This is a genomic window from Ancylobacter amanitiformis (assembly GCF_030814815.1).
GTDB classification, from domain to species: domain Bacteria; phylum Pseudomonadota; class Alphaproteobacteria; order Rhizobiales; family Xanthobacteraceae; genus Ancylobacter; species Ancylobacter amanitiformis.
Genome location: NZ_JAUSVR010000005.1, coordinates 178,253 through 202,445, shown reverse-complemented (window position 1 = coordinate 202,445; position 24,193 = coordinate 178,253). Strand labels below are relative to the sequence as shown.

At 69.5% G+C, this 24,193-nt stretch carries 24 protein-coding genes; 17 read left to right on the top strand and 7 right to left on the bottom strand.

What is annotated here, in order from left to right:
• Positions 1–23 precede the first annotated feature (23 nt).
• From QOZ99_RS10190 to QOZ99_RS10155, 8 genes are all read left to right on the top strand, one after another.
• Positions 24–515 (top strand): DUF2628 domain-containing protein, encoded by a 492-nt coding sequence (locus QOZ99_RS10190; RefSeq protein ID WP_306889945.1) that lies wholly within the window; start codon positions 24–26, stop codon positions 513–515.
• Positions 515–1,174 carry an imidazole glycerol phosphate synthase subunit HisH gene (gene hisH, locus QOZ99_RS10185; RefSeq protein WP_370876835.1) on the top strand — a complete coding sequence of 220 codons (660 nt, stop codon included), beginning with the start codon at positions 515–517 and terminating at the stop codon, positions 1,172–1,174. The genes QOZ99_RS10190 and hisH overlap by 1 nt, the downstream gene beginning before the upstream one ends.
• Complete coding sequence (gene hisA / locus QOZ99_RS10180) at positions 1,171–1,905, top strand: 1-(5-phosphoribosyl)-5-[(5-phosphoribosylamino)methylideneamino]imidazole-4-carboxamide isomerase (protein WP_306889855.1); 735 nt, start codon at positions 1,171–1,173, stop codon at positions 1,903–1,905. The genes hisH and hisA overlap by 4 nt, the downstream gene beginning before the upstream one ends.
• Positions 1,902–2,720: an imidazole glycerol phosphate synthase subunit HisF gene (gene hisF / locus QOZ99_RS10175; RefSeq protein WP_306889854.1), complete on the top strand. Its 819-nt coding sequence runs from the start codon at positions 1,902–1,904 to the stop codon at positions 2,718–2,720. The genes hisA and hisF overlap by 4 nt, the downstream gene beginning before the upstream one ends.
• Before the next feature lie 24 nt (positions 2,721–2,744).
• Positions 2,745–3,077 carry a phosphoribosyl-ATP diphosphatase gene (locus tag QOZ99_RS10170; RefSeq protein ID WP_306889853.1) on the top strand — a complete coding sequence of 111 codons (333 nt, stop codon included), beginning with the start codon at positions 2,745–2,747 and terminating at the stop codon, positions 3,075–3,077.
• A gap of 130 nt (positions 3,078–3,207) precedes the next feature.
• Positions 3,208–4,167 (top strand): type I pantothenate kinase, encoded by a 960-nt coding sequence (coaA, locus tag QOZ99_RS10165; protein WP_306889852.1) that lies wholly within the window; start codon positions 3,208–3,210, stop codon positions 4,165–4,167.
• 3 nt (positions 4,168–4,170) lie between these two features.
• Entirely contained in the window at positions 4,171–4,833 is a 663-nt protein-coding gene (locus tag QOZ99_RS10160) for an alpha-ketoglutarate-dependent dioxygenase AlkB family protein (protein WP_306889851.1), read from the top strand.
• A 131-nt stretch (positions 4,834–4,964) separates the two neighbouring features.
• Positions 4,965–5,954, top strand: coding sequence for a hypothetical protein (locus tag QOZ99_RS10155; RefSeq protein ID WP_306889850.1), 990 nt, complete (start codon positions 4,965–4,967; stop codon positions 5,952–5,954).
• Between the two features lie 66 nt (positions 5,955–6,020).
• On the opposite strand, the gene grpE is transcribed toward QOZ99_RS10155, so the two are convergent.
• The gene (grpE, locus tag QOZ99_RS10150) at positions 6,021–6,635 is read right to left on the bottom strand and encodes a nucleotide exchange factor GrpE (RefSeq protein ID WP_306889849.1); all 615 of its coding nucleotides are present in this window, start codon (positions 6,633–6,635) and stop codon (positions 6,021–6,023) included.
• 79 nt (positions 6,636–6,714) lie between these two features.
• Positions 6,715–7,812 (bottom strand): heat-inducible transcriptional repressor HrcA, encoded by a 1,098-nt coding sequence (hrcA, locus tag QOZ99_RS10145; RefSeq protein ID WP_306889848.1) that lies wholly within the window; start codon positions 7,810–7,812, stop codon positions 6,715–6,717.
• A 189-nt stretch (positions 7,813–8,001) separates the two neighbouring features.
• Between hrcA and rph the strand changes: the two genes are divergently transcribed.
• Genes rph through hemW form a run of 3 tightly spaced genes read left to right on the top strand, consistent with a single transcriptional unit; the run spans position 8,002 to position 10,587 of the window.
• Positions 8,002–8,715: a ribonuclease PH gene (rph, locus tag QOZ99_RS10140; RefSeq protein WP_306889847.1), complete on the top strand. Its 714-nt coding sequence runs from the start codon at positions 8,002–8,004 to the stop codon at positions 8,713–8,715.
• Between the two features lie 14 nt (positions 8,716–8,729).
• Positions 8,730–9,413, top strand: coding sequence for an RdgB/HAM1 family non-canonical purine NTP pyrophosphatase (rdgB, locus tag QOZ99_RS10135; RefSeq protein ID WP_306889846.1), 684 nt, complete (start codon positions 8,730–8,732; stop codon positions 9,411–9,413).
• Positions 9,406–10,587, top strand: a complete 1,182-nt coding sequence (hemW, locus tag QOZ99_RS10130) for a radical SAM family heme chaperone HemW (protein WP_306889845.1) — start codon at positions 9,406–9,408, stop codon at positions 10,585–10,587. The genes rdgB and hemW overlap by 8 nt, the downstream gene beginning before the upstream one ends.
• A 114-nt stretch (positions 10,588–10,701) precedes the next feature.
• Here the strand turns inward: hemW and QOZ99_RS10125 are convergent, their stop codons facing one another.
• Entirely contained in the window at positions 10,702–11,931 is a 1,230-nt protein-coding gene (locus QOZ99_RS10125) for a penicillin-binding protein activator (RefSeq protein ID WP_306889844.1), read from the bottom strand.
• A gap of 191 nt (positions 11,932–12,122) precedes the next feature.
• Between QOZ99_RS10125 and rsmI the strand changes: the two genes are divergently transcribed.
• The 3 genes from rsmI to gshB all read left to right on the top strand — a co-directional run bounded on the left by rsmI (position 12,123) and on the right by gshB (position 14,657).
• Entirely contained in the window at positions 12,123–13,088 is a 966-nt protein-coding gene (rsmI, locus tag QOZ99_RS10120; protein WP_306889843.1) for a 16S rRNA (cytidine(1402)-2'-O)-methyltransferase, read from the top strand.
• A gap of 28 nt (positions 13,089–13,116) precedes the next feature.
• Positions 13,117–13,488: a YraN family protein gene (locus QOZ99_RS10115; protein ID WP_306889842.1), complete on the top strand. Its 372-nt coding sequence runs from the start codon at positions 13,117–13,119 to the stop codon at positions 13,486–13,488.
• Between the two features lie 224 nt (positions 13,489–13,712).
• Positions 13,713–14,657 (top strand): glutathione synthase, encoded by a 945-nt coding sequence (gene gshB, locus QOZ99_RS10110; protein ID WP_306889841.1) that lies wholly within the window; start codon positions 13,713–13,715, stop codon positions 14,655–14,657.
• A 176-nt stretch (positions 14,658–14,833) separates the two neighbouring features.
• Here gshB and QOZ99_RS10105 read toward each other — a convergent pair whose 3' ends face one another.
• From QOZ99_RS10105 to QOZ99_RS10090, 4 genes are all read right to left on the bottom strand, one after another.
• The gene (locus QOZ99_RS10105) at positions 14,834–15,118 is read right to left on the bottom strand and encodes a BQ00720 family protein (protein WP_183188794.1); all 285 of its coding nucleotides are present in this window, start codon (positions 15,116–15,118) and stop codon (positions 14,834–14,836) included.
• Between the two features lie 45 nt (positions 15,119–15,163).
• Positions 15,164–15,586, bottom strand: coding sequence for an Hsp20 family protein (locus tag QOZ99_RS10100; protein ID WP_183188795.1), 423 nt, complete (start codon positions 15,584–15,586; stop codon positions 15,164–15,166).
• 519 nt (positions 15,587–16,105) lie between these two features.
• Positions 16,106–17,008 (bottom strand): l-ornithine N(alpha)-acyltransferase, encoded by a 903-nt coding sequence (gene olsB / locus QOZ99_RS10095; protein ID WP_370876834.1) that lies wholly within the window; start codon positions 17,006–17,008, stop codon positions 16,106–16,108.
• 490 nt (positions 17,009–17,498) lie between these two features.
• Positions 17,499–19,031, bottom strand: a complete 1,533-nt coding sequence (locus tag QOZ99_RS10090; RefSeq protein WP_306889839.1) for a YifB family Mg chelatase-like AAA ATPase — start codon at positions 19,029–19,031, stop codon at positions 17,499–17,501.
• Positions 19,032–19,265: 234 nt separating this feature from the next.
• Between QOZ99_RS10090 and QOZ99_RS10085 the strand changes: the two genes are divergently transcribed.
• Genes QOZ99_RS10085 through fdhF form a run of 3 tightly spaced genes read left to right on the top strand, consistent with a single transcriptional unit; the run spans position 19,266 to position 24,180 of the window.
• Positions 19,266–19,739, top strand: a complete 474-nt coding sequence (locus tag QOZ99_RS10085) for a formate dehydrogenase subunit gamma (RefSeq protein ID WP_306889838.1) — start codon at positions 19,266–19,268, stop codon at positions 19,737–19,739.
• An 11-nt stretch (positions 19,740–19,750) separates the two neighbouring features.
• Positions 19,751–21,310, top strand: coding sequence for a formate dehydrogenase beta subunit (locus tag QOZ99_RS10080; RefSeq protein ID WP_306889944.1), 1,560 nt, complete (start codon positions 19,751–19,753; stop codon positions 21,308–21,310).
• Between the two features lie 14 nt (positions 21,311–21,324).
• Complete coding sequence (fdhF, locus tag QOZ99_RS10075) at positions 21,325–24,180, top strand: formate dehydrogenase subunit alpha (protein WP_306889837.1); 2,856 nt, start codon at positions 21,325–21,327, stop codon at positions 24,178–24,180.
• Positions 24,181–24,193 lie beyond the last annotated feature (13 nt).

Below are 24,193 nucleotides of genomic sequence, written 5' to 3'. Positions count from 1 at the left end.
ATTTCGGAGGCGGAACATTGACGGTGTGGACGGTTTTCGAGCCGGACGGCGCGGACGAGACGGCGAACACGCTCGCTTGGGCGGACGGCGTCGTCCTCGTGCCGGAGAAATTGTCGTGGAGCGCGATTCTCCTCGCGCCGCTGGTGCTTCTCGTCCATCGGCTGTGGCTCGCTCTGATCGGCTACGTGCTGCTGCAGGGGCTGATCGGTTTCGCGGCGAGCCAGCTGGAGCTTGAGCGTGGCGTGCCGCTGCTGGCGCTCTTGGTCAATATCGCGGTCGCCATCGCGCTGCCGTCGCTGCGCCGGTCGAGCCTTGGGTGGCGCGGCTTCGAGGAGGCCGGGGCGGTGGCTGCGCCGACGCTGGAAGCGGCCGAGCAGCGCTATTTCGAGGCCCGGCTCGGCGGGGCGGGCCTTCGCCCGCTCGCCCGCAGCCCGGGCTCCCCCCTTGCTGTCACGCCGGTTCCGCGCCCCACGGCGGGCCCGGTGCTCGGCCTGTTTCCGGAGGCTGGCCGATGATGCCGCCCGCACCTGTCGCCCTGATCGACTATGGCTCGGGCAATCTTCATTCCGCCGGCAAGGCGCTGGAGCGCGCCGCCCGCGAGAGCGCCGGCAACCGCACCGTGCTGGTGACGGCCGACCCGGAGGTGGTGCGCCGCGCCGATCGCATCGTGCTGCCGGGGGTGGGGGCCTATGCCGACTGCCGGCGCGGGCTGGACGCCGTGCCGGGCATGGTCGAGGCGCTCACCGAGGCGGTGCTCGGCCGCGGCACGCCGTTTTTGGGCATCTGCGTGGGCCTTCAGCTGATGGCGACGCGCGGGCTTGAGCACGGCGAAACGCGGGGCCTTGGCTGGATCGAGGGCGATGTGGTCAAGCTCGCCCCCACCGATCCCGCGCTGAAGATTCCGCACATGGGCTGGAATTCGCTCGATCTGGTGCGCCCGCACCCACTCCTCGCCGGCATCCCCACGGGGCCGGCCGGCCTCGACGCCTATTTCGTCCATTCCTATCACCTGAATGCGGCGCGCCCCGTCGACGTGATCGCCACCAGCGACTATGGCGGCAAGGTCACGGCGGTGGTCGGCCGCGACAACATTGCCGGAACCCAGTTCCATCCGGAGAAGAGCCAGCGCCTCGGCCTCGCCCTTCTCGCCAATTTCCTCGCGTGGACGCCGTGATCCTTTTTCCCGCCATCGATCTCAAGGAAGGCAAGTGCGTGCGCCTGCAACAGGGCGACATGGCACGGGCCACCATCTTCAACCACGACCCGGCGCAGCAGGCGGCCGTCTTCGAGGCCCAGGGCTTTCGCTACCTGCACATTGTCGATCTCGACGGCGCCTTTGCCGGCAAGCCGGTGAACGCGATCGCGGTCGAGCGCATCCTGGAGACCGTCGCCATGCCGGTGCAACTCGGCGGCGGCATTCGCGATCTCGCAGGTGTCGAGGCCTGGCTGGCCAAGGGCATAACGCGCGTCATCCTCGGCACGGCGGCGGTGCGCGATCCGGCCTTCGTGAGGGAGGCGGCGCGCCGCTTCCCCGGCCGCGTCGCGGTGGGGTTAGATGCCAAAGACGGGCACGTGGCGGTGGAAGGCTGGGCGGAGACCTCCGAGCTTACCGCGCTGGAACTGGCGCGGCGCTTCGAGGATGCCGGCGTCGCCGCCATCATCTATACCGACATCGCCCGCGACGGCCTGCTGAAGGGGCTCAACCTTGAGGCGACCATCGCGCTGGCCGATGCCATCTCGCTTCCCGTCATCGCCTCCGGCGGCCTCGCCTCGATCGAGGATGTGAAGGCGCTGCTGGAGCCGCGCGCGAAAAAGCTGGAGGGCGCCATTACCGGGCGCGCGCTCTATGATGGAAGGCTGGATCCGCGCGCGGCGCTGGCGCTGGTGGCGGGGCTGCCGGCATGAGCGGGATGAAGTCCAGCGAGGAGTCGCGCCTCAAGGTTCGCGTCATTCCCTGCCTCGACGTCAAGGACGGCCGTGTCGTCAAGGGCGTGAAATTCGTCGACCTGCGCGATGCCGGCGATCCGGTGGAGGCGGCGAAGGCCTATGACGCCGCCGGCGCCGACGAATTGTGCTTCCTCGACATCACCGCCAGCGTCGAGGCGCGCAGCACGCTGATCGACGTGGTGAGCCGCACCGCCGAGCAGTGCTTCATGCCGCTCACCGTGGGCGGCGGCGTGCGCACGGTGGAAGATATCCGGGCGCTGCTCAATGCCGGCGCCGACAAGGTGTCGATCAACACCGCGGCGGTGAACCGGCGCGAATTCGTGCGCGAGGCGGCGGACAAGTTCGGCGAGCAGTGCATCGTCGTTGCCATCGACGCCAAGAAAGTGTCCGCGCCCGGCGAGCCGCCGCGCTGGGAGATTTTCACCCATGGCGGGCGCAACCGCACCGGCCTCGACGCGGTCGACTACGCCCGCGAAGTCGTGTCGCTCGGCGCCGGCGAGATTCTTCTCACCTCGATGGATCGCGACGGCACCGGCGAGGGCTTCGACCTGGAGCTGACCCGCGCCATTTCCGACGCCGTGTCGGTGCCGGTCATCGCCTCGGGCGGGGTGGGCACGCTCGATCACCTGGTCGACGGCATCCGCGACGGCGGCGCCTCGGCGGTGCTGGCGGCGTCGATCTTCCATTTCGGCACCTTCACCATCGGTGAAGCCAAGGAGCGGCTCGCCGCGGCCGGGCTGCCGGTCCGCGGCGGCGGCGGCGACACGTTTTGAGCGAGGCGGACAAGGTGGCGGAATATGGCGGATCTGAGTGAACGCGTGACTCTGGAACAACTCGCCGCCCTCGTCGCGCGGCGGGCGACGGGGGAGGGCGAGGCATCCTATACGCGCACGCTTCTGGCCAAGGGCGTCGCCAAATGCGCGCAGAAGCTTGGCGAGGAGGCGGTGGAGACCGCGCTCGCCGCGGTCGGTGCTGATACCAAAGCCGTCGTTTCCGAAACCGCCGATCTTCTCTACCATCTGGTCGTGCTGTTGCAGGCGCGCGGCGTGCCGCTGGAAGACGTCTATGCCGAGTTGGCCCGTCGCACGCGCCAGTCCGGCCTGGAGGAGAAGGCGTCCCGCCCGGGCTGACGGGCGGGCACGGCCCTTTCCCGCCTTCCGGCCGCGTGACGGCCGTGTGACGGCCCGGGCCGATGTGGTATCGGTCGATCCAACGCCCTGCGATCTCAACGCCCGGGCGACGGGACCGGGAAACGTGCCGATGGAAATGAAGCTCGACGAACGCGGGCTCTCGCCCTACCGCAATTTCACGCGCGCCGAATGGGCGACGCTGCGCGCCGACACGCCCCAGCCCCTGCAGCCGGACGAGATCGCCCGGCTGCAGGGGCTGAACGACCGGCTGTCGCTGTCCCAGATCGAGGAGATCTATCTCCCGCTTTCGCGCCTTCTGTCCATGTATGTCGGCGCCACGCAGAAGCTGTTCCGCGCCATGCAGCGCTTCCTCGGCCCCGAGGAAGGCGGCAAGATGCCCTATATTATCGGCGTCGCCGGATCGGTGGCGGTGGGCAAGTCCACGACGTCGCGCGTGCTGCAGGCGTTGCTCGGGCGCTGGCCGAACACGCCCAAGGTGGCGCTGGTGACGACCGACGGGTTTCTCTTGCCCAATGCCGTGCTGGAGCAGGAAGGGCTGATGAGCCGCAAGGGCTTTCCCGAGAGCTACGACCTGCCGGCGCTGCTGCACTTCCTGTCCGACATCAAGGCCGGCCGGCGGCCGGTGCGGGCGCCGATCTACAGCCATTTCAACTATGACGTGATGCCGAATGAATCGGTCGAGGTCGACCAGCCCGACATCCTCATCGTCGAGGGGCTGAACGTGCTGCAGACCTCGCGCCCGCCCAAGGACGGCAAGGGCATTCCCTTCGTCTCCGACTTCTTCGACTTCAAGATCTATATCGATGCCGACGAGGCGATCCTGGAGCGCTGGTATGTCGAGCGCTTCATGCGGCTGCGGCAGACCGCGTTCCGCGACCCGGCCGCCTATTTCCACCGTTATTCCACCCTCTCCGACGCCGAGGCCGACGCCACCGCGCGGGCGATCTGGCACACGATCAACCTCGCGAACCTGCGCGAGAACATCCTGCCGACCCGCCAGCGCGCCGACCTGATCCTGCGCAAGGGCGGCGACCACGAGGTCGAGGCGGTGGCGCTGAGGAAGCTCTGACGCATGGCGTCGGCTACCCCCGCGCCGATCGAAATCGCTCCCGGCTGCCTGTGGTGGCCCGGCTGGCTCGACAGGCCGGGGCAGGAAGCGCTGGCGGAGGAACTGCGACAGATCCTCATCGCCGCGCCGCTGTTCACCCCGCGCATGCCGCGCACGGGAAAGCCGTTCTCGGTGCGCATGTCGAATTGCGGGCCGCTCGGCTGGGTGTCGGACCAGACCGGCTATCGCTACCAGCCGACCCATCCCGAAACCGGCGAGCCGTGGCCGCCCTTTCCCGATCTGCTCACGCGGGCCTGGGCGGAACTTGCCGGCACGACGCTGGCGCCGGAGGCCTGCCTCATCAACTGGTACGCGCCCGGTGCCCGCATGGGACTGCATCAGGACCGCGACGAGGCGGAATTTTCCGCCCCGGTGCTGTCGTTCTCGCTGGGCGACACGGCGCTGTTCCGCATCGGCGGGACGGCGCGCAAGGATCCCACACGCTCGATCCGCCTCGCCTCGGGCGACGCGCTGCTGCTGTCGGGGCCGAGCCGGCTCGCCTTTCACGGCATCGACCGCATCCTGCCGGAAAGCTCGACCCTGCTGCGCCAGCCCGGACGCATCAATCTGACGTTACGTCGCGTGCATATGGCGGATCATGGCGAAATTCCGCCTTTTTGCGCGTAAACAACGGGGTTCGACCACGCCTCCCGCCCCTTGCCTCCTGTTCACGCCTCTTGCCTACCGATCACCGCTCTTGCCCGACGCTGCGGGGTGCCGGCCTGCCGGTTCCACCCGCGCCATCTGAAGGATAAGGAATGCGCCGCCCGATACGCGCCCCCATCGCCGCCATTCTGGCCGCGCTGCTGGCCTGCCTGCCGCTCCTGCTGGCCGGCGTCCTGCCGGCCGCCGCGCAGGCGGTCTTTCCCAATCAGGGCTCGGTCGGCCTCGAGCCACCGCCGGGCATGGTGGAGATTCCCGGCGTCAGCGGCTTCGAGAATCGCGGTGCGCAGGCGGCGATCCTGATCCTCGAAGTGCCGGCCGCCGCCTATGACGATGTCATCGCCAGCTTCCGCCCGGAGGCGCTGCAGGGCAAGAACATCACCATCGAGAGCAAGCGCGATTTCGAGCTGGCCAATGGCAGCAAGGGCATGCTGTTCGCCGGCTACCAGAGTGTCGGCGCGGTGGCGCTGAAGAAATGGATCCTGGTCGCCCGCAATGACACCACCGCCGCCATGGTGACGGTGCAGTTTCCCGAAGCGGCCAGCGCGGGATATTCCGATGCGATGATCGAGGCGGCGTTGCGCAGCATCACCTTCCGGGCGCCGCCGACGCAGGACGAGATGCTGGCGCGCCTGCCCTTCTCCATCGCCAACATGGAAGGCTATCGCGTGCTGAAGGTGCTGGGCGCTTCGGCCGTGCTGCTGGTCAAGGGCGAGGGCGTCAAGGGCGAGGGAACCGGGCCGGATGCGGCGGGTGAGCACCCTTATTTCATCGCTTCCGTCGCGCGCGGGGACGTGCGCGAGGAAGAGCGCGAGAGCCTCGCCAAGCGCGCCATCGCCACCGTGCCGGGCGTGAAGAACCTGCGCATCGAGCGGGGCGGCCCGCTGCGCATCGGCGGGCAGCCGGGCATCGAGGTGATCGCCTCGGCGGAGGAAGTGCAGAGCGGCAAGCCGCTCAAGGTCGCGCAGTGGATCCGCTTCAGCCGCGGCAATTACCTGCGCATGGTCGGCGTCGCCCCGGCGGACGGTTTCGACGCCAATTTCGATGCCATGCGCGGCCTGCGCGACGGCATCGAACTGCGGTAAGGGCCACTGCGGCAAGAGTCATGGTGGGGTGACGAGCGCCGCGGCATCCGGCGGCGCTCGTCGAACTCAGCCCTGCGCGGCGGGGGTCTCGGCCGGCGCGGCCTTCGGGCCGCCCTTGGACACGCCGACCAGCGCGGGACGCAGCACACGGCCGCCGATCGTGTAGCCGGGCTGCACCACCTGCACCACCGTGCCGGACGGGATCTCGGTATTCGGCACCTCGAACATCGCCTGATGCAGATTCGGGTCGAACTTGGCGCCTTCCGGCTCGATCTTCGCCACACCGTGCTTGGTCAGCGTCTGGGTCAGGGCGCGGCTGGTGAGGTCGATGCCGTCGAGCAGCGTCTTCAGCGTGCCCTCGGCCTTGGCGCGCGCATCGGCGTCGATGGCGGCGAGGGCCCGCTCGAAATCGTCGGCGACGGTCAGCACGTCGCGCGCGAAGCCGGTAATGCCGTAGACCTTGGCGTCGGCGACCTCACGCTCGGCGCGGCGGCGCACATTGTCGGCCTCGGCGAAGGCGCGCAGGAACTTGTCCTTCAGGCTCGCGATCTCGGCCTCCAGCCGTTCCTTTTCGGCGGCGAACTGGGCGGCGATGTCCTCCGGCGCCGGCGCGCTCGCCTCGGGGGGAACGCTGGCCGAAGTGTCGGGCTGTTCCGCCGGGTTGCGGGTGTCTTCGCTCATAGGTACCTCGTCGGGAATGGACTACCCGCGCGACAACGCCACGCGGACGCCCGCCATATCGGGTTGCGGGCGCGAAAAATCAAGCCGCGTCAATCCCCGGACCGGCCAGCACCCGGCTCACCACCCGGGCGGTGAAATCCACCATGGGCACGATGCGGGCATAGTTCAGCCGTGTCGGGCCGATCACCCCAAGCACGCCGACCACCCTTCCCTGCCCGTCGCGATAGGGCGCCACGATGGTGGAGGAGCCCGAGAGCGAGAACAGCTTGTTCTCGGAGCCGATGAAGATGCGCAGCCCCTGCGCCTCCTCGGCGCGGCCCAGGAGGTCGACCACCTCCTGCTTGGATTCGAGGTCGTCGAACAGCAGGCGCACGCGCTCCAGGTCCTCGATGGCGCGCAGGTCGTGCAGCAGCCGTGTCTGGCCGCGCACGATAAGCCGGCGCTCGGCCTTGTCGCCGCCGGACCAGCTGGCGAGGCCGGTCTCGACCACGCGGGCGGTGACCTCGTCCAGCTCGGCGCGCCGTGCGGTGAGCGAGCGCTCCACCTCGTGGCGAAGCTCGGCCAGGGTTCGCCCGCGCGTGCGGGCATTGAGGAAGTTGGTCGCCTCGACCAGCGCCGAGGCGGGCAGGCCGGTGGGCAGCGGCACCAGCCGATTCTCCACCTCGCCATCCTCGGACACCAGGATCAGCAGCGCGCGTGTCGGATCGAGCGCGACGAACTCGATATGTTTCAGCCGCGTGTCGCTCTTCGTCGTGGTGACGACGCCCGCCCCGCGGGTGAGGCCGGACAGAAGGTTGGTTGCCTCCGCCAGCACGCCTTCCACGGTCTGCGCCTTGGCGGCGGCACGCACCTGCGTCTCGATCGAGTTGCGCTCGTCCTCCGAGACGTCGCCGATTTCCAGCAGCGCATCGACGAAGAAGCGCAGCCCCAGTTCGGTCGGCAGGCGCCCGGCGCTGGTATGCGGCGCGAAGATGAGGCCGGCCGCTTCCAGGTCCGCCATCACGTTGCGCACCGAGGCGGGCGACAGCGTCATGGGAATGAGGCGGGAGATGTTGCGCGAGCCCGCCGGCTCGCCGGTCGCCAGATAGGTCTCGACGATCTGGCGGAAGATCTCGCGCGAGCGTTCGTCGAGCCGGGCGAGCGACGGCGTGGCGGACATGAGAGGGTCGAAGGCCATGATCACGCCTGTCTCTTTTGCGATGCCGGTCCTGTTGGTGGCACAACATATATAGTTCGGCAATCGCGGCGCCGGTTCAAGCTTGGGGGCACGATCGCTTCCCCGGCGACGCGCGCGCGGCCCAACGTGGCGTTGCGCACCCGGCGCGCCACCCTTACAAGGGCGCCGACAGTTCAGGAGAATTCAGCCATGCGCCCTTCCCGCCGCTCGCACGACGAGATGCGTGCCGTCAGCTTCGAGCGCGGCGTGCTGCGCCATGCCGAAGGCTCGTGTCTCGTCAAGTTCGGCGAGACCCATGTCCTCGTCGCCGCCACGCTGGAAGAGCGCCTGCCGCCCTGGCTGAAGGGGCAGGGGCGTGGCTGGGTGACGGCGGAATACGGCATGCTGCCGCGCGCCACCCATGACCGCACCCGCCGCGAGGCCGCCGCCGGCAAGCAGTCCGGCCGCACCCAGGAGATCCAGCGCCTGATCGGCCGCTCGCTGCGCGCCATCGTCGATCTCGAAAAGCTCGGCGAGCGTCAGATCACCGTCGATTGCGACGTGATCCAGGCCGATGGCGGCACCCGCACCGCCTCGATCACCGGCGCCTGGGTGGCGCTGCATGATTGCCTGAGCTGGATGAAGTCGCGCGGCATGATCTCCACCCTCCCGCTGCGCGACCATGTCGCCGCCGTCTCCTGCGGCATTGTCGACGGCGAGGCGCGGCTCGATCTCGATTATGTCGAGGATTCCGATGCGCAGACCGACGTGAACTTCGTGATGACCGGCACCGGCGGCTTCGTCGAGGTGCAGGGCACCGCGGAAAAGACCCCCTTCACGGAAGCCGAGTTCAACACCATGCTCGGCCTGGCCCGCAAGGGCGTGGGCAGGCTTGTCGACCTGCAGAAGCTCGCCGTGGCCTGAGGGGACCTGCGCCGATGGAACAGCACCGCCGCCTGACCGGCCGGATCGTCATTGCCACGCATAATCCCGGCAAGCTCGAGGAAATGCGCGGCCTGCTCGCGCCCTATGGCGTCGAGGCCGTCTCGGCGGGCGAACTGGACCTGCCCGAGCCCGAGGAAACCGGGCTCACCTTCGGCGAGAATGCCCGCATCAAGGCGATTTCCGCTGCCACCGCCACCGGCCTGCCGGCCTTCGCCGACGATTCCGGGCTCTGCGTCGAGGCGCTGGGAGGCGCGCCGGGCCTCTACACCGCCCGCTGGGCCGGGCCGGAGAAGGATTTCTACAAGGCCATGTCGCGGGTCGAGGAAGAGTTGCGCGAGGCGGGGGCCGATGAGCCCGAGGATCGCCGGGGCTTCTTCATTTCCGCCCTCTGCCTGGCCTGGCCGGATGGCCATGTCGAGGATTTCGAGGGCATTGTCGAGGGCACGCTGGTCTGGCCGCCGCGCGGTCCCTCCGGCTTCGGCTATGATCCGATGTTCCAGCCGGACGGTCACGAGCGCACGTTCGGCGAGATGACGGGCGACGAGAAGCACGGACTGCCCCCGCTCGGGCGCGGCCTGTCGCACCGGGCCCGTGCCTTCATGGCCCTGGCGCAGGCGTCCCTCGGGGCGACCTTCGATGACGGGGACGCTACCCCGCTTGAAGACCGCCTTGGCTGATCCCCGCGCGCGGCAGGCCCCGCCGCCGGCCGATCCCGGCTTCGGCGTCTATGTGCATTGGCCTTTCTGCAAGGCCAAGTGCCCTTATTGCGACTTCAACTCGCATGTGCGCCATTCCCCGCCCGATCAGGCGCGTTTCCTTGCGGCGTTCCGCACGGAAATCGCCCATATGCGCGCGCGCATCGGCCAGCGGCGGACGCAGAGCGTGTTCTTCGGCGGCGGCACGCCCTCGCTGATGGAGCCCGGCACGGTCGGCGCCATCCTTGAGGCGATCGATGCTGCCTGGCCGCTCGACGCCCGTGCCGAGGTGACGCTGGAGGCCAACCCCACCAGCGTCGAAGCCGGGCGCTTCCGCGGCTATCGCGCCGCCGGCGTCAACCGCGTCTCGCTGGGCGTGCAGGCGCTCGACGATGCCTCGCTCAAGGCGCTGGGCCGCATGCACAGCGCCGCGGAGGCGCTGGCCGCCGTCGCGGTGGCGCGCGCCGCCTTCGAGCGGGTGTCGTTCGATCTCATCTATGCCCGTCCCGGCCAGACGCCGGAAGCGTGGGCGGCCGAATTGCGGCGCGCCATCGGCGAGGGCTGCGAGCATCTCTCGCTCTACCAGCTGACCATCGAGGACGGCACGCCCTTCGCCGCGCTCCATGCCGCCGGCAAGCTGATCGTGCCCGATGGCGAACTGGCCCGCGCGCTGTGGGATGTGACGCAGCAGACCACCGAGCAGGCCGGCCTGCCGGCCTACGAGATTTCCAACCACGCCCGGCCCGGCGCCGAGAGCCGGCACAACCAGCTTTACTGGCGCTATGGCGAATATGCCGGGCTGGGCCCGGGCGCGCATGGCCGGCTGGTGGTGGATGAGGACCGCTTCGCCACTTCCACCGAGCGCGGGCCGGAGGACTGGCTGGCGCGGGTGGAGACGCATGGCCACGGCATCCTCACGGATGAGAGGCTGGCGCGCTCCGAGCAGGCGGATGAATTCCTGCTGATGGGGCTACGGTTGGCGGAAGGCATTGACCGCGACCGCTTCGCGCAGCTGTCCGGCCGCGATTTCGATCCCGCCCGCCTCGTCGCCCTCCTTGAGGAAGGCATGATCGAGGAAATGCCCGGCCGGCGCCTGCGCGTCACCCCGCGCGGCTTCCCCGTGCTCGACGCCATCGTGGCGGATCTGGCGGCGTGAGGCGGGAACGTTTCCCCATCCGCCCGTCATCCCGGATCCGCCCGCGGCCGTTCGGGATGACGGCAGATGGCTTTACCAAGAAGCTTTATACCAAAAGGCCTTGCCAAGAGGCCCCTATGTCGCCTGCGCGAAGCTGCGCGGGGCGGGGCTGACGATCTGTGCCGCGCCATTGCCGATCTGCATCACCGCGAGGCCGCGCTGGTTGGTGCCGTCGGCGCGGAAGCGGAAAATGCCGTCAATGCCGGTGAAGCCCGACGGATTCTGGATCGCCGCATCGCTGATGCCGGTCTCCCCATGGGCCGCCACCAGCGCCGCCATCAGCGTCACCGCGTCATAGGAGAGCGTGGCGGTGCGCACCGGCTCGCGGCTGTAGCGCGCGCGGTAGCGTTCGGTGAAGGCGCGGAAGCCTGCCGGGTCCGGCGCGGCGAAGAGGCCGCCCGCCACCGAGGGAGCGGCGAACAGCCGGCGGTCGTCCCACAGGCCCGTGCCGATCAACTGCTTGCCCGCGAGCGGAACGCCGGCCGCATCGAGAGCCTGCAGCGCCTGCGGCACCGCATCGGCGGCGTCGGGCAGGAACAGCGCATCCGCCTGCATGGCGGAGGGAGCGAGGCGCCGCGCGGCCTCGGCGAACGGCGCCTGTCCGCCGGTGCCGTAGCGCTCCAGCCCGAGAATGCGCCCGCCGGTCGCCGGCACGGTCTCGCGGAAGGCGGCCTCGACCACCGAGCCATAGGCATTGTCCGGCACCAGCCCGACAAAGCCGCGCCGGCCGATCGAGGCGGCGTAGCGCACGGCGCGCTCGACATCGGTCTGCGGCAGGAAGCTGAGCAGATAGACGCCCTGCGTCGCGACATTGGTATCGGTCGAGAAGCCGACCACCGGCACGCCGCGCGGGCGGGCCACAAGCCCGGCGGCGGCGACGGTGTGGGCGAAAACCGGGCCGATGATGGCGCGGGCGCCCTCGTCCATGGCCTGTTGCACGGCGGCCTGCGCGCCCGGCCCGCTGCCGCCGTCATCCTTGACGATGATCTGGATGTTGGCGCCGGTGAATTCGGCCATCGCCATCTCGGCGGCGTTGCGCAGCGATTGCGCGGCCAGCGCGGCATTTCCGCTGGCACCGAGCGGCAGGATCAGCCCGACGCGCACCGCGCCGCCGCCGATCACATTGGCCGGCTGCTGCGGCGCCACCGGCTCGGCGGGTGGCAGCTGCGCCTGCGGCGGCGCGGCCTCGCGCGTCGAGCCGCACGCGGCCAGCGTGGCACTCCCGGCCATGAGGAGGAAGGCGCGACGGCTGGTCTGCAAGGCGACGCGGCGCCGGCGGCGGGCGGAAATGAAGCTGTCGTCCATGCGTGCCGGGCTCGGGGCCTGAATTTCCGCCGCTCGTGGCGCGCGTTAACCTATCTTTAGGACGCGTCGACGCGTCCTGTCACGCCGCACGGCCGGGCGCGCGGCGACATATCCACGGAACGCCCCGGCGGACGCGCGGATTTTGCCGGCGCGCGCGGTCGGTTCGCCGGCCGATCTGCTATGAGGAAGGCATGAGCCATACGCCTTCTGACGCCACGCGTCCCCGCCAGTTCCGCCTTGCCGGTTCGGTCGTGCCGGCGGCACGCCCCGAGCCGGGTCTTCACATTGTCGCGACACCGATCGGCAATCTGGCCGATGTGACGCTGCGGGCGCTGCAGACACTGGCCGGCGCCGACCTCATCGCCTGCGAGGACACGCGGGTGACGCGGCGTCTGCTGGATCGTTACGGCATCGAAACGTCGCTGGTCGCCTATCACGACCATAATGCCGAGCACATGCGACCGCGCCTCCTCGGCCGGCTGGCCGAGGGCGGCGTGGTGGCGCTGGTGTCGGATGCCGGCACGCCGCTGGTCTCCGATCCCGGCTACAAGCTGGTGGAGGCGGCGATCGCCGGCGGCCACCGCGTCATCCCGGTGCCGGGCGCCTCGGCCAGCCTCGCGGCGCTGGTGGCCGCCGGCCTGCCGACCGACCGCTTCTTCTTCGAGGGCTTCCTGCCGCCCAAGAGCGGCGCGCGGCGCACCCGCATCAGCGAACTCAAGGCGCTGCCGGCGACGCTGGTGCTTTATGAGAGCGGCCCGCGCCTGCCCGAGAGCCTCGCCGATCTCGCCGCCGGCCTCGGGCCCCGACCGGCGGCGGTGTGCCGCGAACTGACCAAGGCGTTCGAGGAGGTGCGGCGCGGCCCGCTCGACGCGCTGGCCGCCCATTATGCCGAGGCCGGGTCGCCCAAGGGCGAGATCGTGCTGGTGGTCGGCCCGCCGCTGGCGGAGGAGGCGCGCGCGGAGGATCTCGATGCCGCCCTGCGCCGCGCGCTGGCCTCGCTCTCGGTGAAGGACGCGGCGGCGGCGGTGGCGACGGCGACCGGCCTGCCCAAGCGCGCGGTCTATGCCCGCGCTCTCGCGCTGCAGGATGGGGGCGACGACGCGCCCGCCGACGCACGACCTGACGCGCCGGGCGGCGCGCCGGGTGACGCACCGTGACCCGCGCGACTGGGGTCAACAGGATGGAATGGGCGCCATGACCGAGGCGAAGCGCGCCGCCTTCTCCCGTGGCGTCGATGCCGAGGCGGTGGCGGCCGCGCTGCTGGAGCGGCAGGGCTTCGTTATTCTGGCGCGGCGCGTGCGCACCCCGCGCGGCGAGATCGACCTGGTGGCGCGGCGCGACGGTCTGGTCGTGTTCGTGGAGGTAAAGGCCCGCGCCTCGCTGGCGCGCGCCGCCGAATCGCTGCTGCCGCGCCAGCGCCGGCGCATTGCCGGCGCGGCGGAAGTCTACCTCGCCGGCCATCCGGACCTCGCCGGGCTGGATCTGCGGCTCGACGTGGTGCTGGTGGCGCCCGGTGCAAAGCCCGTGCATCTGCCCGGCGCCTTCGAGGCCGAGTAGCGCCGGCCGGCGGAGCGCCATTCACCGCCCCTGCCGGCGCGGTGGCCCGGCGCATCTTCCCTTGCGCCAGCCCGGCGTGAAAACGCGCTCGCGCGGGTGCCGCGCCACCATGGCGCGCGAGGCGCGGAGGGATTACATCAGGAGCCGACATGCCGGTCTTCCCGCCGGCCCCCTCGTGCGTGCCCGTACAGCCGGGGCGCGCCTTCTGCCGAGACGGAATTGCCATGATTCTCAACGTCGCCATCCAGACGGACCCGTTGGATCGCATCAACATTGCCGGGGATTCCGGCTTTGCGCTGATGCTCGAAGCGCAGGCGCGCGGCCACCGGCTCTCCTATTACACCACCGATCGCCTCGCCATGCGCGATGGCGAGGTCTTTGCCACCGTCGAGCCGGTCGAGGTGCGCGACATCAAGGGCGATCACTACACGCTGGGCGCGCGCGAGCGGGTGCGGCTCGACAGTTTCGACGTGATCCTGATGCGGCAGGATCCGCCTTTCGACCTGAACTACATCACCGCGACCCATCTTCTGGAGCGCGTGCATCCGAAGACGCTGGTGGTGAACGACCCGCGCGAGGTGCGCAACGCGCCGGAGAAGATCTTCGTCACCGAATTCCCGGATCTGATGCCCCCGACGCTGATCACCCGCGACTTCGAGGAGATCAAGGCGTTCCGGCAGGAGCACGGCGACATCGTGGTCAAGCCGCTCTATGGCCATGGCGGCGCCTCGGTGTTCCGCCTCACCCGCGACGATCTCAATTTCGGCTCGCTCTACGACCTGTTCGCCAATGTGTTCCGCGAGCCCTGGGTGGTGCAGCGCTTCCTGCCGGCGGTGAGCGAGGGCGACAAGCGCATCATTCTGGTGGATGGCGTGTTTGCCGGTGCGGTCAACCGGGTGCCGAGCGAGGGCGACCTGCGCTCCAACATGGTGCGCGGCGGGGCGGCGAAGGAAACCGACCTCACCCCTCGCGAGCGCGAGATCTGCGAGCGGCTCGGCCCCTCGCTGCGCGCCAAGGGCCTGCTGCTGACCGGCATCGACGTGATCGGCGGCTATCTCACCGAGATCAACGTGACCGCCCCCACCGGCATCCGCGCCGTGCGCCGGCTCGGCGGGCCGGACATCGCCGCCCTCGTGTGGGACGCGATCGAAGCCAAGCGCCGCGGCTGAGGAGGCCGCGCGCGGGGGATGCCGGCGGGGCGGGTCGTTCCGGATACGGAACGGATGATGCCCCCGGCCGTGCCAACAAAAACCCGTCCGGCCCGGGGGGGCCGAACGGGTTTTTCCGGTTCTGGGCGGTGGCGTGGCCCGCGAGGAAAGCCCTGACGAGCCGCCGCGCCGGTCGCTCAGTGAAGGCTGACGGTCATCAATTCGTTCTGCGCCGCGCTGGCAATGGCGGCCTCGCGGCTGTCGGTCAGCATCATCGGCGTGCCGTCGGCCGCGTGCAGCGTGTAGAGCTGCAGCCCGGGCGCCAGCCGCGCCTGCGGAAAGAGCGACGACGCCTCCTCCGAGGTGATCGGCTTCACATAGGCGATCTGGCCACCGCCGAGATTGGCGAAGGCTTCCGGCGAGAGGCCACCGGCCAGTGCCTCACTGGCCGACGCCGCGTTGAGCTGGAAATCATTGGTCATGGTCCGACTCCTGTTCGAGCTGTCGAGACCGGCTTGGGAAAGCCCTCACTCGTCCGTCGCAATGGAGATACGCCGGACGACACGTTCAGGTTCCGGGCGGACGAGGTCAACCGATAAAAGTCCGTTCTTCATTTCGGCACCCAGAACCCGCATGCCGTCGGCCAGCACGAAGGTGCGCTGGAACTGACGGGCGGCGATGCCACGGTGAAGATAGACCCGCTCGGGCTCGTCGGCCTGGCGGCCGCGAATGACGAGCTCCTTCTCCTCCAGAGTCACCTCCAGCTGGTCGCGGGTGAACCCGGCGACCGCCAGCGTGATCCGGAGCCGCTCCGGCAGGCCCGGCTGCGCCACCCGCTCCACATTATAGGGCGGATAGCCGTCCGAGCCCTTGATGACGCGATCGAGCGCCCGCTCGACCTCATCAAAGCCGAGCAGGAAGGGGCTCGACAGCGAGGGAATACGCGACATGCTCCCAAAGTCCTTGTCTGAAGCGACTTTGTGTTGTGGGACCCCGCAAGGGCATCCCGTTGCGACAGATATGGGCGGGCCGGCCAAGGTGCGCAAGGCCGGCAAGAGGGCGGGCTGGCGAAAATGCCGCGCGCGATGGAGTCGTGCGGGTGCGGGCCGCGTTTCGGTACCCCGCGTGCCCCGCCCGGCGCCTCATCGAGACTCCCGCCACCGTCGCTCGGCTGCCGCAGATATTCGGCGCCGATGCGCCCCGCCTGTCCAGCGCGCGGATGCAAGGAGAGGCGCCCTGGTTCCACGACGTCGGCCATGTCGTGGGCCACATCGTGGGTCACGTCGCCGATCGGGACGCGCCGAGCCGGCACGCGACCGCGCGCAGGCACGGGAAGACTGCCAGCCTCAAGACCGCCGGCCTCAAGACCGCCAGCCTCAAGACCGCTGGCCTCGGTGTCCCGCACGCGCGGGCTTGATCCCGGATCCGCGATGCCCGGCTCTCGCTACGAAGCGTCTCGACGCCGCGCCTCAGGCGGCGTGGCGCTCGGCATTGACGCCGAAATGGTCGATATATCGCGGGTTGATTCGCTCGATGGGCAGCACGATCAGCACGTCCGTCGTGCCGAACTGATGGTCGACCACCGCCGTGCGGCCGATCATGGCGCCGAGCCGCAGATAGCCCTTGATGAGCGGCGGCAATTCGTTCAGCGCCGCCTTGGCGTCCATCCCCTCGCGCGGCAGCCGGTCCATCGCGGCGGCGTGGCGCGGCAGCGCGTCCGCCAGCCACTCGGCCTCGGTGGGAGCGAAATGGTGCAGGAAGGCGAGCGGCCGGGCGAGCGCGCGCGGATCGGAACCCTCCAGGCTGGCGCAGCCGAACATCACATCGATGCCGTGGCGGCGGACATAGGCCCAGATGCCATGCCAGAGCAGTTCGACCGTGCGCTTGGTGCGATAGGGCGAGAGCACGCAGGAGCGGCCGAGTTCCAGGAAGCGGCGGTGCGGATGGCGGGCGAGCAGCGGGGCGATGTCGAACTCGCCGGCGGTGTAGAACCCGCCATGGCGCGCGGCGATTTCCTGCCGCAGCAGCCGGTAGGTGCCGACCACTTTCGGCACCCGGCGCCCGCGCACCATGCGGCAATTATCGTGGTCGAGCACCAGAAGATGATCGCAAAACGCATCAAACGCGTCGAAATCCCGGCGGGCGAGGCGCACCGTCGCCGCCGGGATGGCTGACATCTCCTCGTAGAACACCTCGTAGCGCAGCCGCTGGGCGCGCCGCACGTCGGCCGCGGTGGTGGCCAGCCGAACCTCCAGCGCGCCGATGCGTCCCAGGCTCGCCGGGCCCGGATTGGCGCGGCTCTCGCGATGGCGCAGGCCGGAATAGGAGCGCAGCGCCGGCATGAAACGGGAGGGCGCGAAAGCCGACGGCATGAAGGGCAGCGGCGGGGCGCCGGCCGGCCGATAGCCGGGCGTGAGCGATTTCAGCAGCGCGGGGGAGAGAAAGGGGGGCTTGAACAGCGCCCGCAGCGCCGGGTGAGCGCCCGCTGAACCCGCCTCGACATTTGCGTCGCCAACCACATCGGTCATGGCAAGGTCCCCAGCCTCGAATTGCACTTATAGCGCCATCTGATTGGAATCACATCTGTAGGACGCGCATGTGACAGGTCGTGACGGCGGTTTCTTCCGCGCGACCCGCTCATCATCCGGGCCTCGCGCGGGCGAACACCCGCCGGGGCGGCCGCATTCCGGCCTTCTCGGCGCACGAGCGGGCTCGCGCGGGGGTGCGGGATGCGGCCAGGCTGGCATAGGCCTCCGCAGCTTCGGAAAGCGAGCGGGCTCGCGCGGGGGTGCGGGATGCGGCTGCCGAACCCCACGCACGGTTGACTTCAGCCGGCTTCGACGGCGCCGTGCCCCGGCTTTCTCAGGCCGCGGCGGTGGTGCGGTCGGCGCTGGCGCGATAGGCCAACGCTTCGGCGAGGTGGGCGCGGCCCACATTTTCCGCGCCGGCGAGGTCGGCCAGCGTGCGCGCCACCCGCAGCACCCGGTGATAGCCGCGGGCGGACAGCCGCATCAGCCGGGCGGCATCGGCCAGCAGCGCCGCGCCGCTCGCGTCGGGCGCGGCGATCTCTTCCAGGATGGGCCCGCTCGCCTCGGCATTGGTGAACAGGTCCGGCCGGCCCAGCGCCAGGAAGCGCTCGCGCTGGGCGTGCCGCGCCTCGGCGACGCGGGCGGCGACCACCGCGCTCGCCTCGGCCGGGCCGGGGCGCACCAGGTCGATGGCGGAGACCGCCGGCACGTCGAGATTGAGGTCGATGCGGTCGAGGAAGGGGCCGGACAGCCGCGCCTGATAGTCGCCGGCGCAGCGCGGGCCACGGCGGCAGGTATAGCCGGGCTCGCCGGCCCGCCCGCAGCGGCAGGGGTTCATGGCGGCCACCAGCTGGAAGCGGGCGGGATAGGCGATGCGATGATTGGCGCGGGCGATCACCGCCTCGCCGGTCTCCAGCGGCTGGCGCAGCGAATCCAGCACGGCCGGGGCGAATTCCGGCAATTCGTCGAGAAACAGCACGCCATTATGGGCGAGCGAGACCTCGCCCGGCCGCGCCCGCATGCCCCCGCCCACCATCGCCGCCATGCTGGCCGAATGATGGGGCGCGCGGAACGGGCGCCGGTTGGTCAGCGCGCCGCCCTGCAGCGTGCCGGCCACCGAGGCGATCATCGACACTTCGAGCAGTTCGGCCGGGGCGAGCGGAGGCAGGATGGAGGGCAGGCGCTGCGCCAGCATCGACTTGCCCGAGCCCGGCGGGCCGCTGAGCAGGAGATTGTGGCGGCCGGCGGCGGCGATTTCCAGCGCCCGCTTGCCGGTCTCCTGGCCCTTCACGTCGGAGAGGTCCGGCAATGCCGCCGCCCCGCCGTCGAGCCGGGGTTCGGGGCGGGCAAGGTTCTGGCGCCCGGCGAAATGATTCACCAGCTGGATGAGCGATTGCGGCGCCAGCACCGCGAGGTCCGGGCTCGCCCAGGCGGCCTCCGGCCCGCAGGCGGCCGGGCAGATGAGGCCATGGCCGCGCGCATTGGCGCCGATCGCCGCCGGCAGCACGCCGGCCACGGGGGCGATGCGCCCGTCGAGCGCCAGTTCGCCCACCACGGTGAAGCCGTCCAGCGCCTCGGGCGGGAAGGCGCCGATCGCCGCCATCAGCCCGAGCGCGATGGGAAGGTCGTAATGGCTGCCCTCCTTGGGCAGGTCCGCCGGGGCGAGATTCACGGTGATGCGCTTGGCCGGCAGGGCGAGGCCGGAGGCGATGAGCGCCGCGCGCACCCGCTCCTTCGCCTCGGTGACGGCCTTGTCGGCCAGCCCGACCAGATTGAAGGCCGGCAGGCCCGGGCTGACCTGCACCTGCACGTCGACGGCCCGTGCCTCGACGCCTTCGAATGCCACCGTCGCCACGCGCTGGACCATGCCGCGCCCCCACCGCTCGCCGGAAATCCCGCCTCCGCGAGGTCAGCGTAGCGGCTTACCGGATGCCGTCAAGAACATTTGAGGAACAAAATCGACGCCGCCATCCACAGCTGCGACGTGGCCGCACCTTGACGATAGAAAAATTCTATCAAGGCACGGAACGCCCGGATTGATTTCGGTTTCGCCGCGCGCGATGGTTCGTTTGGAAAACTTTAAAAGAAGGCCCGGGAGAAGATGCCGCATTACGAACCCTGGAGCGAGGAGCGCGCCCGCGCGGTGATCGAGGAATTCTCGCACCTCGAGGGGCCGCTGATGCCCATGCTCCACGCGGTGCAGGAGACGTTCGGCCACGTGCCCGACGCCATCGTGCCGATGCTCGCCGAGCTGCTGAACATTTCCCGCGCCGAAGTGCATGGCGTCGTTACCTTCTATCATGATTTCCGCCATGAGCCGGCGGGCCGGCATGTGCTGAAGCTCTGCCGGGCCGAGGCCTGCCAGGCCGCCGGCGGCGATGCGCTGGCCGACCATGCCGAGCACCGGCTCGGCTGCAAGCTGGGCGAGACCACGGCGGATGGCCGCGTCACCGTCGAGCCGATCTATTGCCTCGGCCTGTGCGCCACGGCGCCCTCCGCCATGCTGGACGGCCGCATCGTCGCCCGTCTCACCGAGCGTCGTCTCGACGCGCTGATCGCGGAGGCCCAGTCGTGAACGCAAACGCCGTGAGCATTCGCATCTACGTTCCCAAGGACGCCTGCGCCATTGCCTGCGGCGCCGACGAGGTGGTGGCCGCCATCGAGGCCGCCGCGCTGAAGCGTCGCCAGCCGGTCGAGATCATCCGCACCGGTTCGCGCGGCATGCTGTGGCTGGAGCCGCTCGTCGAGGTCGCCACGTCAGAGGGGCGCATCGGCTATGGCCCCGTCGAGGCGGATGACGTGGAAGCCCTGTTCGAAGCGGGCTTCCTGACCGGCGCGGCGCATGATCTGCGCATCGGCAAGCCGGAGGAACACCCCTTCATGGCGAAGCAGACGCGCCTCACCTTCGCGCGCTGCGGCATCGTCGATCCCGCCTCCTTCTCCGATTATCGCGCCCATGGCGGCTACAAGGGGCTGGAGCGCGCGCTCGCGCTCGGCCCGGTCGAGATCATCGAGGAAGTCAAGAAGTCGGGCCTGCGCGGACGCGGCGGCGCCGGCTTCCCCACCGCCATCAAGTGGAAGACCGTGGCGGACGCCAAGGCGGACCGCAAATACATCGTCTGCAATGCCGACGAGGGCGACAGCGGCACCTTCGCCGACCGCATGATCATGGAAGGCGATCCGTTCGAGCTGATCGAGGGCATGACCATCGCCGGCATCGCGGTGGGCGCCACCAAGGGCTTCGTCTACACCCGCTCGGAATATCCGCACGCCATTGCCGCCATGGAAAAGGCGATCCAGGTCGCCCGGGCCCATGGCATGCTGGGCGTCAACATTGCCGGCTCGCAGCACAGCTTCGACATGGAAGTGCGCATGGGCGCCGGCGCCTATGTGTGCGGCGAGGAGACCGCGCTGCTGGACAGCCTGGAGGGCAAGCGCGGCACGGTGCGCGCCAAGCCGCCGCTGCCGGCGCACAAGGGCCTGTTCCAGAAGCCGACCGTCATCAACAACGTGCTCTCGCTTACCGCCGTGCCGCATATCCTGGCCGATGGCGGCGAGTTCTACGCCAATTTCGGCATGGGCCGCTCGCGCGGCACGATGCCGATCCAGATTGCCGGCAACGTGAAGTTCGGCGGCCTGTTCGAGACCGCCTTCGGCATCACGCTGGGCGAACTGGTCAATGACATTGGCGGCGGCACCGCCTCGGGCAAGCCGGTCAAGGCCGCGCAGGTGGGTGGCCCGCTCGGCGCCTATGTGCCGACCTGGCAGTTCGACCTGCCCTTCGACTACGAGGCCTTCGCCGCGAAGGACGCGCTGATCGGCCATGGCGGCATCGTCGTGTTCGACGAGGGCGCCGACATGGCGAAGATGGCGCGCTTCGCCATGGAGTTCTGCTCGGTCGAGAGCTGCGGCAAGTGCACGCCCTGCCGCATCGGCTCGACGCGCGGCGTGGAACTGATGGACCGCATCATCGCCGGCCAGCGCGTCGAGGCCAACCTCGCGACGCTGACCGACCTCTGCCAGACCATGAAGCTGGGATCCCTTTGCGCCCTTGGCGGGTTTACCCCCTATCCGGTGCTGAGTGCCCTGAACCATTTCCCCGAGGAGTTCGGCGCCCCGCCGCGCCGCCTCGAAGCCGCCGAATGAGAAGGACGCAACCCATGTCTCTCGTCCATGAGATCGACTACGGCACGCCCGCTCCCAAGACCGACAAGATGGTGACGCTCACCATTGACGGGATGGAAATCTCGGTCGCCGAAGGTACCTCCATCATGCGCGCGGCGATGGAGATGGGGACGCAGATCCCCAAGCTCTGCGCCACCGATTCGCTGGATGCCTTCGGCTCCTGCCGTCTCTGCCTCGTCGAAATCGAGGGCCGCGCCGGCACGCCCGCCTCCTGCACCACGCCGGTCATGCCCGGCATGAAGGTGCACACCCAGACGACGCGCCTCGCGCAGCTGCGCAAGGGTGTGATGGAACTGTATATCTCCGACCACCCGCTGGACTGCCTCACCTGCGCCGCCAATGGCGACTGCGAGCTGCAGGACATGGCCGGCGCGGTCGGCCTGCGCGAAGTGCGCTACGGCATGGAAGGCGCGAACCATTTCGCCCCGACCTCCGAGCTGGTCATGCCGAAGGACGAGTCGAACCCGTACTTCACCTATGACCCCGCCAAGTGCATCGTCTGCAATCGCTGCGTGCGCGCCTGCGAGGAAGTGCAGGGCACCTTCGCGCTCACCATTTCCGGCCGCGGCTTCGGCTCGCGCGTCTCGGCGGGCCAGTCGGAAGCCTTCCTCACCTCCGAATGCGTCTCGTGCGGCGCCTGCGTGCAGGCCTGCCCGACCGCCACCCTCTCCGAGAAGCGGCTGATCGAGATCGGCACGCCCGAGCATTCGGTGGTCACGACCTGCGCCTATTGCGGCGTCGGCTGCACCTTCAAGGCGGAAATGCGCGGCCAGGAAGTGGTGCGCATGGTGCCGTGGAAGGATGGCAAGGCCAATCGCGGCCATTCCTGCGTCAAGGGCCGGTTCGCCTGGGGCTATGCCACGCACCAGGACCGCATCACCAAGCCGATGATCCGCGCCAAGGTCACTGACCCGTGGCGGGAAGTGTCGTGGGAAGAGGCGATCAGCCACACCGCGTCCGAGTTGGCGCGCATCCAGGAAGCCTATGGCCGCAAGTCGGTCGGCGGCATCACCTCCTCGCGCTGCACCAATGAGGAAGCCTATCTCGTCCAGAAGATCATCCGCGCCGGCTTCGGCACCAACAATGTCGACACCTGCGCCCGCGTCTGCCACTCGCCGACCGGCTATGGCCTGAACCAGGCTTTCGGCACCTCGGCCGGCACGCAGGATTTCGATTCGATCGAGGATACCGATGTTGTCCTCATCATCGGCGCCAACCCGACCGACGGCCACCCGGTGTTCGGCTCGCGCATGAAGAAGCGGCTGCGCCAGGGCGCCAAGCTGATCGTGGTCGATCCGCGCCGCATCGATCTGGTGCGCTCGGCCCATATCAAGGCGGATTTCCACCTGCCGCTGCAGCCCGGCACCAATGTCGCCATCGTCACCTCGCTGGCCCATGTGGTCGTGACCGAGGGGCTGGTGAACGAGGCCTATGTCCGCCAGTTCTGCGACTGGGACGAGTTCCAGGATTGGGCCGAGTTCGTCGCCGACAAGCGCCACTCGCCCGAAGAGGTCGAGAAGATTTCCGGCGTGCCGGCCGAGCTGATCCGCGGCGCCGCCCGGCTCTATGCCACTGGCGGCAACGGGGCGATCTATTACGGCCTCGGCGTCACCGAGCACAGCCAGGGCTCCACCACCGTGATGGCCATCGCCAACCTCGCCATGGCGACCGGCAATATCGGCCGTCGCGGCGTCGGCGTGAACCCGCTGCGCGGCCAGAACAACGTGCAGGGCTCGTGCGACATGGGCTCCTTCCCCCATGAGCTGCCGGGCTACCGCCACATCTCCGACGACGCCACCCGCGCCACCTTCGAGGCCATGTGGGGCCGTCCGCTCGATCCCGAGCCGGGCCTGCGCATTCCCAACATGCTGGACGCCGCCGTCGACGGCACCTTCAAGGCGATCTACATCCAGGGCGAGGACATCCTGCAGTCCGACCCGGACACGCATCACGTCGCCTCGGGCCTCGCGGCCATGGAACTGGTCATCGTGCAGGACCTGTTCCTGAACGAGACCGCCGCCTACGCCCATGTCTTCCTGCCGGGCTGCACCTTCCTCGAGAAGGACGGCACCTTCACCAATGCCGAGCGCCGCATCCAGCTCGTGCGCAAGGTGATGGCGCCCAAGAACGGCTATGGCGACTGGGAAGTCACGCAGCTGCTCGCCAATGCGATGGGCCTGGGGTGGAACTACACCCACCCCTCGCAGATCATGGACGAGATCGCCGCGCTGACCCCGACCTTTGCCGGCGTCTCCTTCAAGAAGCTGGACGAGATGGGCTCGGTGCAGTGGCCGTGCAACGATGCCAATCCCGATGGCATGCCGATCATGCACATCAACGGGTTCGCGCGCGGCAAGGGCAAGTTCGTCGTCACCGAATATGTGCCGACCGACGAGCGCACCGGCGCCCGCTTCCCGCTGCTGCTCACCACCGGGCGTATCCTCAGCCATTACAATGTCGGCGCGCAGACCCGCCGCACGGCGAACGTGGCCTGGCATCCGGAAGACGTGCTGGAGATCCACCCGCACGATGCCGAGCAGCGCGGCGTGCGCGACGGCGACTGGGTGCGGGTCGACAGCCGCGCCGGCGGCACCACGCTGCGCGCGGAGATCACCGACCGCGTGGCGCCGGGCGTGGTCTACACCACCTTCCATCACCCGGGCACGCAGGCCAACGTCGTCACCACCGACTTCTCGGACTGGGCGACCAACTGCCCCGAGTTCAAGGTGACGGCGGTGCAGATCTCCCGCTCCAACGGCCCGTCCGAGTGGCAGGAGGATTATGACGCCTTCACCCGCCAGAGCCGGCGCATCGCCGCCGCGGCGGAGTGAGCGGAGGGCGAGC

What these genes read in the sequence shown, in the direction of transcription:
- hisH (WP_370876835.1), top strand. Translation starts at nt 515, where the DNA reads ATGCCGCCCGCACCTGTCGCCCTGATCGACTATGGCTCGGGCAATCTT.
- hisF (WP_306889854.1), top strand. Translation starts at nt 1,902, where the DNA reads ATGAGCGGGATGAAGTCCAGCGAGGAGTCGCGCCTCAAGGTTCGCGTC.
- QOZ99_RS10170 (WP_306889853.1), top strand. Translation starts at nt 2,745, where the DNA reads ATGGCGGATCTGAGTGAACGCGTGACTCTGGAACAACTCGCCGCCCTC.
- coaA (WP_306889852.1), top strand. Translation starts at nt 3,208, where the DNA reads ATGGAAATGAAGCTCGACGAACGCGGGCTCTCGCCCTACCGCAATTTC.
- QOZ99_RS10160 (WP_306889851.1), top strand. Translation starts at nt 4,171, where the DNA reads ATGGCGTCGGCTACCCCCGCGCCGATCGAAATCGCTCCCGGCTGCCTG.
- QOZ99_RS10155 (WP_306889850.1), top strand. Translation starts at nt 4,965, where the DNA reads ATGCGCCGCCCGATACGCGCCCCCATCGCCGCCATTCTGGCCGCGCTG.
- grpE (WP_306889849.1), bottom strand. Translation starts at nt 6,635, where the DNA reads ATGAGCGAAGACACCCGCAACCCGGCGGAACAGCCCGACACTTCGGCC.
- hrcA (WP_306889848.1), bottom strand. Translation starts at nt 7,812, where the DNA reads ATGGCCTTCGACCCTCTCATGTCCGCCACGCCGTCGCTCGCCCGGCTC.
- rph (WP_306889847.1), top strand. Translation starts at nt 8,002, where the DNA reads ATGCGCCCTTCCCGCCGCTCGCACGACGAGATGCGTGCCGTCAGCTTC.
- rdgB (WP_306889846.1), top strand. Translation starts at nt 8,730, where the DNA reads ATGGAACAGCACCGCCGCCTGACCGGCCGGATCGTCATTGCCACGCAT.
- QOZ99_RS10125 (WP_306889844.1), bottom strand. Translation starts at nt 11,931, where the DNA reads ATGGACGACAGCTTCATTTCCGCCCGCCGCCGGCGCCGCGTCGCCTTG.
- rsmI (WP_306889843.1), top strand. Translation starts at nt 12,123, where the DNA reads ATGAGCCATACGCCTTCTGACGCCACGCGTCCCCGCCAGTTCCGCCTT.
- QOZ99_RS10115 (WP_306889842.1), top strand. Translation starts at nt 13,117, where the DNA reads ATGGGCGCCATGACCGAGGCGAAGCGCGCCGCCTTCTCCCGTGGCGTC.
- gshB (WP_306889841.1), top strand. Translation starts at nt 13,713, where the DNA reads ATGATTCTCAACGTCGCCATCCAGACGGACCCGTTGGATCGCATCAAC.
- QOZ99_RS10105 (WP_183188794.1), bottom strand. Translation starts at nt 15,118, where the DNA reads ATGACCAATGATTTCCAGCTCAACGCGGCGTCGGCCAGTGAGGCACTG.
- QOZ99_RS10100 (WP_183188795.1), bottom strand. Translation starts at nt 15,586, where the DNA reads ATGTCGCGTATTCCCTCGCTGTCGAGCCCCTTCCTGCTCGGCTTTGAT.
- olsB (WP_370876834.1), bottom strand. Translation starts at nt 17,008, where the DNA reads ATGCCGTCGGCTTTCGCGCCCTCCCGTTTCATGCCGGCGCTGCGCTCC.
- QOZ99_RS10090 (WP_306889839.1), bottom strand. Translation starts at nt 19,031, where the DNA reads ATGGTCCAGCGCGTGGCGACGGTGGCATTCGAAGGCGTCGAGGCACGG.
- QOZ99_RS10085 (WP_306889838.1), top strand. Translation starts at nt 19,266, where the DNA reads ATGCCGCATTACGAACCCTGGAGCGAGGAGCGCGCCCGCGCGGTGATC.
- fdhF (WP_306889837.1), top strand. Translation starts at nt 21,325, where the DNA reads ATGTCTCTCGTCCATGAGATCGACTACGGCACGCCCGCTCCCAAGACC.